The sequence below is a fragment of the Eudoraea sp. genome (assembly GCF_039969275.1).
Lineage (GTDB): Bacteria > Bacteroidota > Bacteroidia > Flavobacteriales > Flavobacteriaceae > Eudoraea.
Window position 1 is genome coordinate 245,757 of record NZ_JBDVOC010000015.1, and the last position, 14,928, is coordinate 260,684.

Below are 14,928 nucleotides of genomic sequence, written 5' to 3' on the forward strand. Positions count from 1 at the left end.
TGAAGGGATGTTATTTAAGGATATTTTAGGGCTTTCACATATTAAAAATCATCTTTGGTCAAGTGCTGATGCGGGGCGCATACCACACGCTCAATTATTTATAGGCCCTGAGGGTTGCGGAACACTTGTAACCGCTCTTGCTTATGCTCAATATTTATTGTGTAAGAATTCAGGTGGTGAGAACATACCAATTGAAGATTCATGCAACCTGAAATGTACTTCTTTATCTCATCCGGATTTTCACTTCGCATTTCCCGTATCCAATTCAGAGAAAATAAAATCGCATGCTGTAAGTAATAATTATTTACACGAATGGCGGCAATTTATAAAAGAACAACCTTATGGTAATCTTTTTGATTGGTACCAACTTATTGGTATTGAAAAAAAACAAGGGCATATTGGAGTTGACGAAGCTCATGATATTGTAAAGAAACTATCCTTAAAATCCTATGAAGGTGGATATAAAATAATGGTTCTTTGGATGGCTGAGACTATGAATATCGCCGCTTCAAATAAACTACTAAAATTAATTGAAGAGCCTCCGGATAAAACTGTATTCATATTTATTGCAGAAGACGAAGAACAGATACTGCAAACGATACGTTCCAGATGTCAGACATTACATTTTCCGCCATTATCTGAAGATGCAATTGCTGTTGCATTGATAGAAAAAGGGCTAACGAGAGAAGAAGCGTTAAGAGTTGCCCATGAAGCGAATGGAAATTTTAACAAAGCCATGGATCTTATGAACAAAGATTCTGAAGAATTAATTTTTGAAAAGTGGTTTGTTCAATGGGTACGCAGTGCGTTTAAAGCAAAAGGGAATAAAGCGGCAATTCACGAATTAATTCTCTGGAGTGAAGAGGTAGCCAAAACCGGAAGAGAAACTCAGAAAAAATTTTTAAAGTATTGTTTAGCTGTAATGAGACAGGCCATGCTGTTGAATTATAATGTCAAAGATTTGGTCTATATGCGCATTCATATTGACGGCTTTCAGCTTGAGAAATTTGCCCCTTATATTCATGAAAGAAATATTTTATCTATAGTAAACGAATTGGAAGAAGCCATATATCATATAGAGCGCAATGGAAATTCAAAAATTATATTGACGGATCTATCCATAAGACTAACTCGTCTATTACATAAACCGGCGGCCTATTCATAATATTCTATTCCAATTACTTGATAATAAACCTGTTATAAAATATATATTATGGAAAACATGCTGAATAATGCGGCCACTATTTTAATCTTACTATTCCTGATAATTACTTTTTTACAAAGCGGTATTGACAAAATAATTGATTGGAAGGGAAATCTAGGTTGGTTGCAAGGGCATTTTAAGGATACGCCACTAAAGAACCTGGTTCCACTACTGCTGGCGACCATACTTCTTACAGAAATGATTTCAGCCACTTTATGCGCTATAGGGTTATATCAATTAATTTTTATCGGAGAAGACACCATTGCACTTTATGGGGCAATCTTGTCGTGTATATCCTTGCTTATGCTACTATTTGGACAAAGAATCGCTAAAGATTATGATGGGGCAAGAACCATTGCAATTTATTTTATTCCGGCAATTTTCCTTGTTTTTCTACTACAGCCTTAGATCAAAATCAAAATTGATACATCAGATTAGCCGATCATTTGGCTTTAAAGAAAGCTTCTTATAAGAGTTGCATTGGCAAACAAAGACCAGATATCAGTTCTTGTACTTCTCGTTCAAGATTTTCAAAACGTCCTGCGTAAGATCCTTGGTATCAGTACCATATAGCACACTACCACCAACTCCGCCGCTTAAGATATACGTAAAGCCATTACTTTTTCCATAGCCATTAATCTCCTTCTTTACTTTACTTATCAAACTATCCATTTCTACCTGACCTTCGGATTGTATCTGTTGTTCTTCCTGCTGTAATTGTTGGCCCATAAACTGACCCCTTTGTTGCAACAAACCATACTCTTCCTGGGCTTGAGTTTGGGGCATGCTTTGAGCTTTAGTCTGAAAAGCCTGTGCTTCTAATTGAAATGCCTGAGAAATACTATCTCTTCTTTTATTTAGTGCTTCTGCTTTAATCTTATATCTGGCTTCTATATCAATTTTTTCCTGATAACCATCCATCAATTTTACGTTATCAACAAAGCCAATTTTATTTTGCTCACAAGCTGCTGCTACGATTATAAAAATCGCTAAAACTATTTTCTTCATGTGGTCCTTAAATTTAGTTCGGCAAAAATAGTAAAGGTTTTTGTAATGTTTTGAATTTTATTCAATAATTAGTCTGGCTGCTCTTTAAAGAGAATCTATGCTGTTTATTTGTCTTTTAAATCTACAATAGATATTGTTTATGTAATTTCATGTTTACATGCATATTGTCTATTATTGCTGACGTTATTTAGCTTCTTATAATTGATAAATTACAAGAACTTTAGGTAAAATATACTGCGTTGAAGAATATGACCTTAAAACGCTTTAAAACGCTTTTTCATCCCTTTTTGAGAATATAAAGAAGAGATGAATATTCTTTTGTTCTCCACGCGCTTATATTTGATTTGAGTCCAACCAAAAATGCTTTTAAAAAATTTCCCTTACCGTGTTTATATTTTTCGGAAAGCAGAGAGACGTAGAAGGAATCGAATATCATGGGCCTGGTTTCCACTATCCTCATCCCATTTTGAGTAAACAGCTTTTTAATAGACAATTGTGAGAAATGGGAAAGATGTCTGGGAACATCATAAGCGGCCCAATATTCTCTATAATATTTAGCATCATAAGATTGGAAATTTGGAACTGCAAGGATCAAAGCACCATCTTCATTTAGTAGAGATACAATTTTGTTTATCTGTAAATCCAAATTCGGTAAATGTTCAAGAACATGCCACAGTGTGATTACCTGAAAACTTTTTTTCTCCAAAAGATCAATGTTTGCTTTTAGGTCCAAACTCTTATTAATTGCCAAGTCCCTCGCCATTTTATTGGGTTCAATTCCAAATGTTTCCCAGCCATTATACTTTGCGGATTCAAGGAAAGAACCAGTGCCCGCACCAATATCCAATAGTGTTTTATCTGAAGTGGTATATTTATTAATTAGTCTAACTTTTTTCCTAAGGTTGCGCCTTTTAATATATTGATAGAGTTTCTCAACTAAAGTTTTTGAGGAATCTGTGTGTGAAATATATGCTTCACTATTATAATAATTCTCCAGGTCCCTCGGCTCCGGGTGTGTTCGTAACATATTCAATTCCGTGTCTAATAATAGTTCGAATTCTTCACCGGAAACCGAAAAATCTTTGGTCTTTAAAAATCTCTTCATTTTTAATAAGTATCGCCTAGAATGTCTTTTTGCTTTTCGAAGATAGTTTAAAACACTGTCTTGAAAAAACGAAATTATTTTGTGTATCTCCCTTAAGAATCGAATACTTTACAGCTTTTAAGTACTCTGTTCTTAATTTTAAAAGTGAATTCCAATCATTGCTGTAGTAGCAGAAACCGAACTCCCGTATTTTAGATGCCGAATGGTATAGTTCATTTTTGTTCCACGTGGAACAGTCATTCTTTATCTTCCCATATATACGAGCAAGACACTTATGTCGCTTGGAGAAACTCCGCTTATTCTGGAAGCTTGTGAAATTGTTGCAGGTTGTATACTTAATAGTTTTTCCCTGGCCTCAAAAGAAAGGGATTTTAACTTATTATAATCGAAGTTATCCGGAATTTTGATGTTTTCTAATCTTTGAAGTTTGTCTGCATTATTTTTTTCTTTAGCAATATATCCTGCATATTTTACCTGGATTTCAGCTTGCTCCAATACTTCTCTATTTAAGTCATTGCTATTTACATAATTCGAAACCTTTTCCAGTTTTAACATATGAGACATCGTTACTCCCGGTCTGGAAAACACCTTAAACATTTTATCAGACTGCTTTACAGGCGCAGAATCCACATCTTCCAAAATTGGATTAATCTGTGCCGGATTAAAACTTGTATTTTTGAAAAAGTCAATAAAATCATTGGATTTCTTTTCTTTTTCTCGCATTGCATAAAGACGCTCTTCTTTTGCAAGTCCTATTTCATAACTTTTTGGGGTAAGCCTGAGATCTGCATTATCCTGTCGTAATAAGGTTCTGTATTCTGCCCTTGATGTAAACATCCTATAAGGTTCTTCTGTGCCTTTAGTTATCAGATCATCTATTAAAACCCCTATATAAGCTTCATCTCTTTTTAAAATAAAGGGATCACTTTCATTTATTTTTAAATGTGCATTTATGCCGGCCATTATCCCTTGTGAAGCTGCTTCTTCATATCCAGTGGTACCATTAATCTGCCCGGCAAAATATAGGTTTTGTACAAGCTTGGTCTCTAAGGTATGTTTCAATTGAGTGGGAGGAAAATAATCATACTCTATTGCATAACCAGGTCTGAAGAACTTTACCCCTTCAAAGCCAACCACAGATCTTAACGCCTTGTATTGTATATCTTCAGGTAGCGAAGTAGAAAAGCCATTCACATAGACCTCCACTGTATGCCATCCCTCCGGCTCGACAAAAATCTGATGACTGTCTTTATCCGCGAATCGATTAATTTTATCCTCAATAGATGGACAATATCTTGGGCCGATACTTTTAATTCTACCATTAAACATTGGCGATCTATCAAAGCCCTCTTTTAATAATTCATGTACCTCGGCATTGGTATGGGTCATATGGCAATCACGTTGTTCCTTTAATGTAAAGGATTCCAAAAATGAAAATTTTTCCGGATTCAAATCTCCCGGCTGTAGTATCATCTTAGAATAATCTAAAGATCTTCCATCTACTCTGGGTGGGGTACCTGTTTTCATTCGGCCGCTTTCAAACCCAAAATCAGTTAGTTGCTCTGTAATACCTGTCGCTGATTTTTCACCAGCTCTGCCTCCACCAAATTGCTTATCCCCGATATGTATAAGCCCATTTAAAAATGTACCATTAGTAAGTACTACAGCCTTAGAATTAATATCCACCCCCAATGAAGTTCTAACTCCTACAACCCTATCGCCCTCAACTAGCAATCCATTAACCATTTCCTGGTAAAAATCGATCAGGGGTGTTTTCTCTAAAGCTAGTCTCCATTCTTCCGCAAAACGCATTCTGTCATTTTGCGCTCTAGGGCTCCACATTGCAGGGCCCTTAGATTTGTTCAACATCTTAAATTGAATAGCTGATTTGTCCGTAACAATTCCGCTATAACCGCCAAGGGCATCAATCTCTCTAACAATTTGACCTTTAGCGATTCCGCCCATAGCCGGATTACAGGACATTTGTCCAATAGTCTGGAGGTTCATTGTTACCAGTAATGTTTTTGAACCTAAATTCGCCGCCGCCGCCGCCGCTTCAGCTCCAGCGTGACCACCCCCTACAACAATTACATCATAACTCTTTTCAAACATTTCTCTATTATTGTTTCACGTGGAACATATACATTTTTTCATCCTCCTTAGTGCTCATTTCTTCCTTCTCATTTTTGCCTTTATCCTTATAGCCCAACAAGTGTAATACCCCATGAGCCATAACCCTTAGCAATTCCCTATTAAAATCTTCTTTGAATTTTACTGCATTATCTCTAACCCTGTCTATCGAAATATAGATTTCTCCAGATATTACTTTCTGTTCGGAATAATCGAACGTAATAATATCTGTAAACGAATTATGTTTTAAGTACTTCTGATTTAATTTAAGCAAATAGTTATCAGAACAAAAAATATAGCTTAAATCTCCTAAAACCGCCTTCTCGCTTCTAATAATATTAATAATCCAATTGGTATAATTCTCCGCGTCCTCTAAACTAAACTCTGTTTCATAATGAAAATTAATCATCGTTTCTAAAATAACTTCTTACTCTTTCCTGATAATTTTGCCGCAAAGGTAATGCTTGCCTGTTTAAAACTTCTATTTCATTTTTATAATTCTTAAGAATATCAGGCCTGGTTAGTACCGGATTTTGGAATTGTTTGGTATTGGTTTGACTCTCCCTTTCCTCTTTTCTACCCTGTTTCAGAGCAGCATTTTCCAGTTTTAACAATTGATGTTCAATAAAATTCATCCTATCCTTTGTTCTTTGGGTTACTCCATTTTCCAGAAGGTCGTTTTCAAAATCCTCCATTTGCTTTATGAGTTTCTTTGCAAGCGCCCTGTCACCCGCATCCATCATGTCCTGCAATTGCTTTTCCAGTTGTTGCTTTAGATATTCCTGTTCCTTATAAATCTCATAAATTTCCTTCATTTCCTCCTCACTTATACCTCCTTCACCTTCCCCGCCATTTTCCCCATGTTTACTTTTATCACCCTTTTTTCTTTTGCCTTCTTTAGTATCCCCCATTTGGCCCTTATCACCTTCTTCGCCTTTGCTCTTATCGCCCTGTTCCCCTTCTTGTCCATTTTGACCCGGCTTTTGGCCCTCAGCTCCCCCTTTTCCGCTTTCTCCCATTTCACCCATTTTTTCTTTAAGCTCACCCTGACCCTTAATTATGTCTGGTAGTTGAAATCCATCATTTGGATTCCCCGATCCAGATCCCGCCTTCATGCTTTGCTGCATATTATCAAGGAGGTCAGCCAAAAAATCGGCTAAGCTATTTGAGGCATTTAAAACATACTGTTCATATGCCGCGCCCTGATAAATCCTATTGTCCGCAATACTCTCCAGTGATTTGTCTATATTATAATAAACTTCCGTTATTTGTTCATTTACAAACTCGGATAGTTCAGCCCTTCTTAAAGACAGAGCAAACAAACTATCATCTATATGCTCAAACAAATTTCGCAATTCCTTCTGTTTTCTTACGCTACCAGAATAATTTGACATATCAAAGTCTGAGCCTTCTAACTGATCATATAATTTCTCCTGTTTAAAAGAAAAAGTTACCAAATTGTCCAAAATCTGTCGTAACATTTCAGCGTCTTCGGTAATAGTCGATTCCCCACTCGAAGAACCTGATGCACTCAATTCTTCACTCATTTCCTGCATCTTTTGAGAAGCAGCCTTTTGCTTTTGTTTGGCTTTGTTCGCAGATTTGTTTTGATCGCCATCATTGGCAGATGGTTCATCACCTTTATGTTTATTCAGCTCTTCCAAAGCCTCTCCCTGATCATCTTTAATTCCCTCTTCTTTATTATTATCAATTTTCAGATCAAGCGGCTTTTTAAGGTCTTTATTGTCCTTTTTAAGCTCCTCAAGCTCCTTTGTCAGATCTTTGAACTGTTCATTCATTTTCTTCTGCAAGTCAGAAGTTGACTCATCAATTTCTATATTGGATAGCGCTTCTTGCTTTACAGCCAATTTCTCTAAATCCCTGGCCAATTGCGCAGCCTTTTCCGTTACATAATAGCGCTTTGTTAATTCCAGTAATTGTTCTAAATTTCTTTTGCTGTTTTGTTGTTTCTTGCCCAGTTCCTCCAATCTCTTTGATAATTCTTCTTTGTCTATTTTGTCAGCTACCTTATTGAGTTCTTCCAGCAATTTTTCATTCTTTTTTGCCTCTATTTCCTGGCGCTCAAGGCGCTCCATCAGCATTTTGCTGAGCTTATCCTCTTTGTCGGATGATTTAAGATTATCCTTTAATTGTTTACTGAACTTCTGCATTAATTGCTCCTGATTCTGTTGTTTTTTTAAGAACTCTTTTACCTGCATCTGATCATTGAAATTGAGGCTATTCTTTTCTTTTTGTTCCCTATTTATTTCTTTTAGCGATTGTTCCTGTGCTTTAAACTTCTCTAAAGAATTATCCATATTCTTAATTATGGCTTGTTGAGCTTCTAATTCTTTGTTATACAATTCATTACCGTCCATTATCTTTGTTGTAAACAATTGTGTTTTAGAAGTCTTTCCGCTGTGAATTGCATCATTGTCTACTGCTTCAAAATAGTAAGTATAAGCTCGTCCTTCTTCAAGACTTAATCCGGTAGGAAAAGTGTAATAAAACTGATTGTAATTTGCATTAGGAGTCCCCAGGCTCATAATCTGTTTCTCTTCTTTATTATTATCCGGGTAACAAATTAATTTAATTGATCTAACTTCATAATCATCTGAAGCTTCTCCAATGAAATAGGCCGTGTTAGGGCTTAACGAATCCATAACCCTATTTACAGAAATTGAAGGATAAGCATCCTTAATCACACGGAACTGATAATCGAGCTTTTCATAATTCGCAACATTCTTATTTGAAGTAGCTAAAGCGTAATAAAATTCCTTATAAATAGTCTTACTAAGTGAAAATATATTTTGTTCATTATCGAATGTAATAGTAGTGTCATTACTAATTAAAACAATTTCATCCGTATTAAGTCCTTCAAGTTTCCAGCTCACTCTTGTTCCTTCCGGAAAGCTTGCGTTTCCAGTACCTTTAAGAATATCCGAAGGTATTTTAGTATATGCCGGATAATCCAGGGTAATCTCGAAGAATTGTATCGCTGGTGTTTTCAAAGATTTTAATTCATAAGTCCTGGAATCAACCTCATTAGCCTTAAAAAAGAATTTTGTTGTAATTAAAGGTGCCGTAAAAGTATATTCATATAGATCATCAGCCTTTTGAAGCAATATCTCCTTTCCATTCACAACTATATAAACTTCAGTTGGCTTGACCTTCCCTTCAGTTGCTACCTGAACTGTAAAGCTGCTGTCTTCCAAAACCTGCAAATCCCCCGATAGTAATTTGAAAACAAAAGGAGCAGGTGGTTCATAAGCCGTATCATAATTTATAACCCGTTCATAAGAGCCAAAAAATGAGTTAAAATTTCCTGAAATCCATAGCACAAGTAATGACAAAACAGGAATCGTCACATATTTTAGGTATTTAAAGCTTTCTTTAAGGTCTATAGCTCTAGTAAAAGGCACCATTTTTAAATTGTCTGAACGTTGTTGTATGCTTGCCAATAAAAGTTCAGACCTGTCATTGTCTTCAGCTAAATCGAGCAAATTGTATAATTTATCCCCTATTTCCCCAAAGTGTTTGCCGATTAATAAAGAAGCTTCTTTATTACTTATTCCTTTTTTGAGTTTTAATAAATAAGAAATTGGAATTGCTATATAACGATACAATAAGAATGCCTCAACTACCAAAAACAGTAATAATAGAATAAAACGACCCTCTGAATTAAGCCAGAAAAAGTATTCTATTCCAAGTGTTACTATAAAATATAGCACACCAAAAGCTAAAAAAAGTAAGCTCCCTTTTATTAGCATTTTTGTATAATACTTACGGCTAAACTTATTCAGTTTGTCCAATATGTTGTTATAACTACTCAATTTCTACTATATTTAATACCAAGATACCTGTTAAACTAGATTTTTGCCTCAAATATTTGTTAAAAAGTAGTGAATGAAAGATTTAAAGTACCTTGCGGCTTTTACCATTCCAATCTCGGCCTTTATTGGAATTTACATTAAGGGCTACTGGAGTTTTATCACTCCGGTATACGCATTTGTGTTGATCCCCGCTTTAGAGTTGTTACTTCCTGTAAATACAACAAACTTTGAAGGAAAGGAAAGAGAAGCTAAACTAAAGAATAAACTTTTTGACTGGTTACTTTATTTAAATATTCCTTTAGTTTTTGGGCTCTTTTATTATTCATTAAATGAACTTGCTGCCAGCTCGATCGCCACCTATGAATTAATAGGAATTATTATATCCATGGGGATTGTTCTGGGAACCAACGGCATTAATGTAGCACATGAATTAGGTCATCGAGCAAATGTTTATGAACGTTTTTTGGGAAAGCTATTACTTCTTCCGTCTTTATATATGCATTTCTACATTGAACATAACTATGGGCATCATCTTCACGCGGCAACAAAGGAAGATCCTGCCACAGCAAAATACAACCAATCGGTATATTCCTTTTGGTTAACTTCCGTTACACGACAATACATAAATGCCTGGGTTATTCAGGGAAAATTGCTGCAATCCCAAAACAGACGTAAATTCTCATTATATAATGATATGTTGTGGTATACCATAATTCAGATTGGACACTTATGTTTTATCTACTACTTTTTTGGTCCTTCAATTTTAATATATGCAGTCCTGGCTGCTTTAGTTGGCTTTCTACTGCTTGAAACAGTTAATTATATAGAACATTATGGCTTGATTAGAAAAAAACTACCCTCAGGCCGATATGAAAGAGTTCGGGAGGTTCATTCCTGGAACAGTAATCACGTAATTGGCCGCATCATTTTATATGAATTGACGAGACATAGCGACCACCACTATAAATCATCCAAAAAATATCAGATATTGGATTATCATGATAGTTCACCCCAGATGCCCTTTGGTTATCCAACTTCAATGGTCCTGTCATTTCTACCTCCACTATGGTTCAGAGTAATGAATCAAAGAATTCCTGATGAAATGAAAGAAGCAAGCTTATAATTTATTTTATTGTGCTTTTTTAACAACTATCTTTGTCGCCAAACTTTATTTAAATGACTGAAAAAGTTCGTGTTCGATTTGCGCCAAGTCCAACGGGTCCACTACACATAGGCGGGGTTAGAACTGCCCTGTATAATTATCTTTTTGCTAAACAAAACAATGGAGATTTCATTCTCCGAATAGAAGATACCGATCAAAATCGTTATGTAGAAGGCGCAGAGAAATATATCATAGATGCATTAAACTGGTGCGGTATACCTTTTGACGAAGGTCCGGGAAAAGAATTAGGCCATGGCCCATACAGACAAAGCGAACGCAAATCACTTTACAAAAAATATGCAGATCAACTCATTACTAGCGGAAAGGCTTATTATGCCTTTGACTCGGCTCAGAGTCTTGATGCTCACCGGAAAGACCATGAGAGCAAGGGTAAAACGTTTATTTATAATTGGCATAATCGTTTAAAGCTGGATAATTCATTATCAATCAAGCCTGAAGAACTCCAAACCAGGCTGGCTAATGAAGAAAATTACGTTATCCGTTTTTATAACCCACAGGATGAAGTATTGCATTTAACTGACATGATCAGGGGAGATATACAGATTGACACCAACATATTAGATGATAAAGTGTTATTCAAAAGCGATGGTATGCCCACATATCATCTGGCTAATATTGTAGACGATCATCTTATGGAAATAAGTCATGTTATCCGCGGCGAAGAATGGTTACCTTCTTTGGCTCTGCACACACAATTATATGATGCTTTCGGGTGGCAGGCTCCTGAATTTGCACATCTGCCATTAATCATGAAACCAGAAGGAAAAGGTAAATTGAGCAAACGCGATGGGGAAAAAGGCGGGTTTCCTATATTTCCCCTATCATGGGGAGATTCCACAGGGTATAAAGAAGCGGGTTACTTTCCGGAAGCAGTGGTCAACTTTCTTGCCCTTTTGGGATGGAATCCCGGCACTGAACAGGAACTTTTTAAATTGGATGAGTTGATTAAAGCTTTCGAACTGAGTCGGGTACATAAATCGGGCGCCAGATTTGACCCTGAAAAAACCAAATGGTACAATCACTATTATCTTCAAGTACAAGATGATGTGGTTTTACTAAACTCCTTTAAAACTATTCTTGCTGAAAAACTCAATCATGGACCCGTCTTTAACCTTAATCTTGTAAATAACGATGATTACATTGCCAGGGTAATTTCTTTGATAAAAGAACGCGCATCTTTTGTGTCAGACTTTTGGGAACTGGGCAGCTACTTTTTCCAGACACCAAATTCTTATAACGAAAAGGTGGTTAAAAAGCAATGGAAAGAAAATACACCTAACATTTTAAACAACATAGCTTCCCTTTTGGAATCCCTTGAAGATTTTTCCTCTCCTGAACTTGAAGAAATGGTTAAAAATTGGATTGGGAAAGAGCAATTATCATTCGGACAGGTTATGGCTCCTTTAAGATTAGTTATGGTCGGGGATTTAAAAGGCCCCCATTTATTTGATATTATGGCATTGATTGGCAAGATAGAAACTCTAAAAAGAATTAGAATAGCTTTGGAGAAATTGTAACAAATGGGTAAAAAACCCGACATATCTTCTACATCACTCAAATATTATTCACTAACCTAATTTATACACTATGGGCAATTTACTTCTTATACCTATTGTTTTTATAGGCTTCCTTATTCTTATGGCTTCATTTTTCATTGTTAAACAGCAAACTGCCGTGGTTATCGAACGATTTGGACGATTTCACAGCATCCGAAATTCAGGCTTACAGATGAAAATACCTATGGTAGATCGTATCGCGGCTCGTCTGGGTCTTAAAATACAGCAGTTAGATGTTATTGTGGAAACCAAAACTTTGGACGATGTATTCGTAAAATTGAAAGTTTCAGTGCAATATGTAGTAATTAAAGAAAAAGTATATGAGGCTTTCTATAAGTTAGAATATCCTCATGATCAAATTACCTCTTATGTTTTTGATGTTGTTAGGGCAGAGGTTCCTAAAATGAAATTAGACGATGTCTTTGTAAAAAAAGATGATATTGCTATAGCAGTAAAAACTGAATTACAAGATGCCATGCTAGATTATGGCTATGATATTATAAAAACTTTGGTAACCGATATTGACCCGGATGCTCAGGTAAAAGAGGCTATGAACAGAATTAATGCTTCAGAACGTGAAAAGATAGCTGCACAGTTTGAAGGAGACGCTGCTAGAATATTAATAGTTGAAAAAGCCAAAGCTGAAGCTGAAAGTAAGCGTTTACAAGGCCAGGGTATTGCAGATCAAAGGCGCGAAATTGCAAGAGGTTTGGAAGAGTCTGTTGAAGTTTTAAATAAAGTGGGTATAAATTCACAGGAAGCCTCAGCTCTAATTGTTGTAACCCAGCATTATGATACACTTCAATCTATTGGTGAAGAAACCAATACCAATCTTATATTGCTGCCAAATTCACCACAGGCAGGAAGTGACATGTTGAATAATATGGTAGCTTCTTTTACTGCAAGTAATATGATAGGTGAATCCATGAAGAAACAAAATCCTAAAAAATAAACAAAGAAGAAAATATTGAGACTTTTTAAAGCTCCTGCCCGAAACAAATCTGTCAGGAGTTTTTCTTTTGAAGTTATTTTCTGAAAATCGCTGTTTTTATATCACCAATAAACAGTAAAACCTCCATAGGTTCTTTCTGCAAGCGTATTTAAGGCTTGGGCCTTATGAGGTATTTGCTAAATGTTAGAAGTCCTTAAAATGGCTGAAACTTCACCAATTAATATAAATAATACCAATCGTAATATTTAAATAGATAAGTATTACTTATTCTGCGGTTTTTGCTCTATTTTGGCCCATGTATCACGAAGGGTTACGGTTCTGTTAAATACCAATTTTTCTTGTGTAGAATCTTCATCCACATTAAAATATCCTAATCTCTGAAATTGAAAACGGTCATTAATGTTCGCCTCCTTCAGACTAGGTTCCACATAACCAGTAATAATCTCCAACGAATTTGGATTAATGAATTCAAGAAAATCTTTATCCTTATGAGCGTCGGGTGTTTCATCTGTAAAGAGTCTATCATACAATCTCACTTCAACCGGTATGGCGTGTTTAATTGAGACCCAATGTAAGGTGCCTTTTACTTTTCGCAAACTTTCCTCGCTTCCACTTCCGCTCTTGCTTTTAGGGTCATATGTACATTGAACTTCTAAAATATTTCCATCTGCATCCTTAGTACAACTCTCCGCTTTTATGATATAGGCATTCTTAAGACGAACTTCGCCGCCTAGTTTTAATCTAAAAAATTTTCTGTTAGCCTCTTCCCTGAAATCCTCCTTTTCAATATATAGCTCTTTAGAAAAAGGAAGTTGGCGAAAACCTGCTGATTCATCTCCCGGATTGTTTTCTGCCTTGAGCCATTCTTCTTCGCTGTCCGGATAATTGGTTATTACCACTTTTAAAGGATTTAGAACAGCCATTACCCTGGGGGCAATTTTGTTGAGATGTTCTCTAATGTGAAATTCCAAAAGTGAAACATCCACAACATTTTCGCGCTTAGCTATCCCGATGGTGTCAGCAAAATTCCTGATAGACTCCGGTGTAAAACCTCTTCTGCGCAACCCTGATATGGTAGGCATTCTTGGATCATCCCAACCATTTACCAGACCTTTCTCTACTAATTGAAGCAATTTACGCTTACTTACAACAGTATGGCTTAAGTTCCTTCGGGCGAATTCTCGTTGTTTTGGTCTTATTTTCTTTGGATCAGTTACGTTGTCCAGAAACCAATCATACAATTCTCTGTGTGGAGCAAACTCAAGAGTACATAGTGAGTGAGTTACCTGCTCTATATAATCACTCTCCCCATGCGTCCAGTCATACATAGGATAAATACACCAATCGGTATTTGTTCTGTGATGCGCTCGTTTCAGGATGCGATACATAATGGGGTCCCGCATTAGCATATTGGGCGCAGACATATCTATTTTAGCCCTAAGAACATGAGTTCCTTCCTCATAAAGACCGTCTTTCATTCCTTCAAAAAGTTCAATGTTTTCCGCAACAGACCTGTCCCTATATGGGCTATTGACTCCCGGTTCTGTGGGAGTGCCTTTTTGTTTGGCCATTTCTTCAGATGATTGACTGTCTACATAGGCTTTACCCTGTTTTATAAGCTCAAGCGCCCAATCAAATAAAGATTGAAAATAATCAGAGGCATAACGTTCAGTATCCCATTCAAATCCCATCCACTTTACATCTTGTTTGATGGCGTCTACATACTCTTGTTCTTCTTTTATGGGATTAGTGTCGTCAAACCTCAGGTTTACAGGTGCATTATATCGCAGGCCAAGGCCAAAATTAAGGCAAATTGAGCTTGCGTGGCCTATGTGTAAGTAGCCATTTGGTTCCGGTGGAAACCGAAATCTTAACGCATTAGAAGGAAACCCATTAGCCAGGTCTTCTTCAATAATATGTTCTATAAAATTAAGTGATTTAGGTGATTCACTCATGA

General features: G+C 36.3%; 11 protein-coding genes. 5 read left to right on the plus strand and 6 right to left on the minus strand.

Annotated features, from left to right (window positions below; genetic code table 11):
- Positions 1-7: 7 nt before the first annotated feature.
- Positions 8-1,165: a DNA polymerase III subunit delta' gene (locus ABJH90_RS15150; protein ID WP_348140821.1), complete on the plus strand. Its 1,158-nt coding sequence runs from the start codon at positions 8-10 to the stop codon at positions 1,163-1,165.
- A 48-nt stretch (positions 1,166-1,213) separates the two neighbouring features.
- A complete protein-coding gene (locus ABJH90_RS15155; protein WP_348140823.1) occupies positions 1,214-1,612 on the plus strand; it encodes a DoxX family protein in 399 nt (132 codons plus the stop codon).
- Positions 1,613-1,705: 93 nt separating this feature from the next.
- Here the strand turns inward: ABJH90_RS15155 and ABJH90_RS15160 are convergent, their stop codons facing one another.
- The 5 genes from ABJH90_RS15160 to ABJH90_RS15180 form a co-directional block, all read right to left on the minus strand.
- Entirely contained in the window at positions 1,706-2,212 is a 507-nt protein-coding gene (locus ABJH90_RS15160) for an OmpH family outer membrane protein (protein WP_348140825.1), read from the minus strand.
- Between the two features lie 277 nt (positions 2,213-2,489).
- A complete protein-coding gene (locus tag ABJH90_RS15165) occupies positions 2,490-3,317 on the minus strand; it encodes a class I SAM-dependent methyltransferase (RefSeq protein ID WP_348140827.1) in 828 nt (275 codons plus the stop codon).
- Between the two features lie 243 nt (positions 3,318-3,560).
- On the minus strand, positions 3,561-5,429 hold the full coding sequence (gene mnmG, locus ABJH90_RS15170) for a tRNA uridine-5-carboxymethylaminomethyl(34) synthesis enzyme MnmG (RefSeq protein WP_348140829.1): 1,869 nt from the start codon (positions 5,427-5,429) through the stop codon (positions 3,561-3,563).
- Between the two features lie 7 nt (positions 5,430-5,436).
- On the minus strand, positions 5,437-5,856 hold the full coding sequence (gene ybeY / locus ABJH90_RS15175) for an rRNA maturation RNase YbeY (RefSeq protein ID WP_348140831.1): 420 nt from the start codon (positions 5,854-5,856) through the stop codon (positions 5,437-5,439).
- Entirely contained in the window at positions 5,849-9,280 is a 3,432-nt protein-coding gene (locus ABJH90_RS15180; RefSeq protein WP_348140833.1) for a hypothetical protein, read from the minus strand. The genes ybeY and ABJH90_RS15180 overlap by 8 nt, the downstream gene beginning before the upstream one ends.
- A 73-nt stretch (positions 9,281-9,353) precedes the next feature.
- Here ABJH90_RS15180 and ABJH90_RS15185 point away from each other — a divergent pair, with 73 nt between their 5' ends.
- The 3 genes from ABJH90_RS15185 to ABJH90_RS15195 all read left to right on the plus strand — a co-directional run bounded on the left by ABJH90_RS15185 (position 9,354) and on the right by ABJH90_RS15195 (position 12,971).
- Entirely contained in the window at positions 9,354-10,403 is a 1,050-nt protein-coding gene (locus ABJH90_RS15185; RefSeq protein WP_348140835.1) for an alkane 1-monooxygenase, read from the plus strand.
- A gap of 53 nt (positions 10,404-10,456) precedes the next feature.
- Positions 10,457-11,980 carry a glutamate--tRNA ligase gene (gltX, locus tag ABJH90_RS15190; RefSeq protein WP_348140837.1) on the plus strand — a complete coding sequence of 508 codons (1,524 nt, stop codon included), beginning with the start codon at positions 10,457-10,459 and terminating at the stop codon, positions 11,978-11,980.
- A 70-nt stretch (positions 11,981-12,050) separates the two neighbouring features.
- Positions 12,051-12,971, plus strand: coding sequence for an SPFH domain-containing protein (locus ABJH90_RS15195; RefSeq protein WP_348140839.1), 921 nt, complete (start codon positions 12,051-12,053; stop codon positions 12,969-12,971).
- Between the two features lie 260 nt (positions 12,972-13,231).
- On the opposite strand, the gene ABJH90_RS15200 is transcribed toward ABJH90_RS15195, so the two are convergent.
- A complete protein-coding gene (locus ABJH90_RS15200; RefSeq protein WP_348140841.1) occupies positions 13,232-14,926 on the minus strand; it encodes a glutamine--tRNA ligase/YqeY domain fusion protein in 1,695 nt (564 codons plus the stop codon).
- Between the last annotated feature and the right edge of the window lie 2 nt (positions 14,927-14,928).

Excerpts from the sequence above, each read along its gene's own strand:
- ABJH90_RS15195 (WP_348140839.1), top strand. The coding sequence starts at position 12,051 with ATGGGCAATTTACTTCTTATACCTATTGTTTTTATAGGCTTCCTTATT.
- gltX (WP_348140837.1), top strand. The coding sequence starts at position 10,457 with ATGACTGAAAAAGTTCGTGTTCGATTTGCGCCAAGTCCAACGGGTCCA.
- ABJH90_RS15160 (WP_348140825.1), bottom strand. The coding sequence starts at position 2,212 with ATGAAGAAAATAGTTTTAGCGATTTTTATAATCGTAGCAGCAGCTTGT.
- ABJH90_RS15155 (WP_348140823.1), top strand. The coding sequence starts at position 1,214 with ATGGAAAACATGCTGAATAATGCGGCCACTATTTTAATCTTACTATTC.
- mnmG (WP_348140829.1), bottom strand. The coding sequence starts at position 5,429 with ATGTTTGAAAAGAGTTATGATGTAATTGTTGTAGGGGGTGGTCACGCT.
- ABJH90_RS15165 (WP_348140827.1), bottom strand. The coding sequence starts at position 3,317 with ATGAAGAGATTTTTAAAGACCAAAGATTTTTCGGTTTCCGGTGAAGAA.
- ABJH90_RS15150 (WP_348140821.1), top strand. The coding sequence starts at position 8 with ATGTTATTTAAGGATATTTTAGGGCTTTCACATATTAAAAATCATCTT.
- ABJH90_RS15185 (WP_348140835.1), top strand. The coding sequence starts at position 9,354 with ATGAAAGATTTAAAGTACCTTGCGGCTTTTACCATTCCAATCTCGGCC.
- ABJH90_RS15200 (WP_348140841.1), bottom strand. The coding sequence starts at position 14,926 with ATGAGTGAATCACCTAAATCACTTAATTTTATAGAACATATTATTGAA.
- ybeY (WP_348140831.1), bottom strand. The coding sequence starts at position 5,856 with ATGATTAATTTTCATTATGAAACAGAGTTTAGTTTAGAGGACGCGGAG.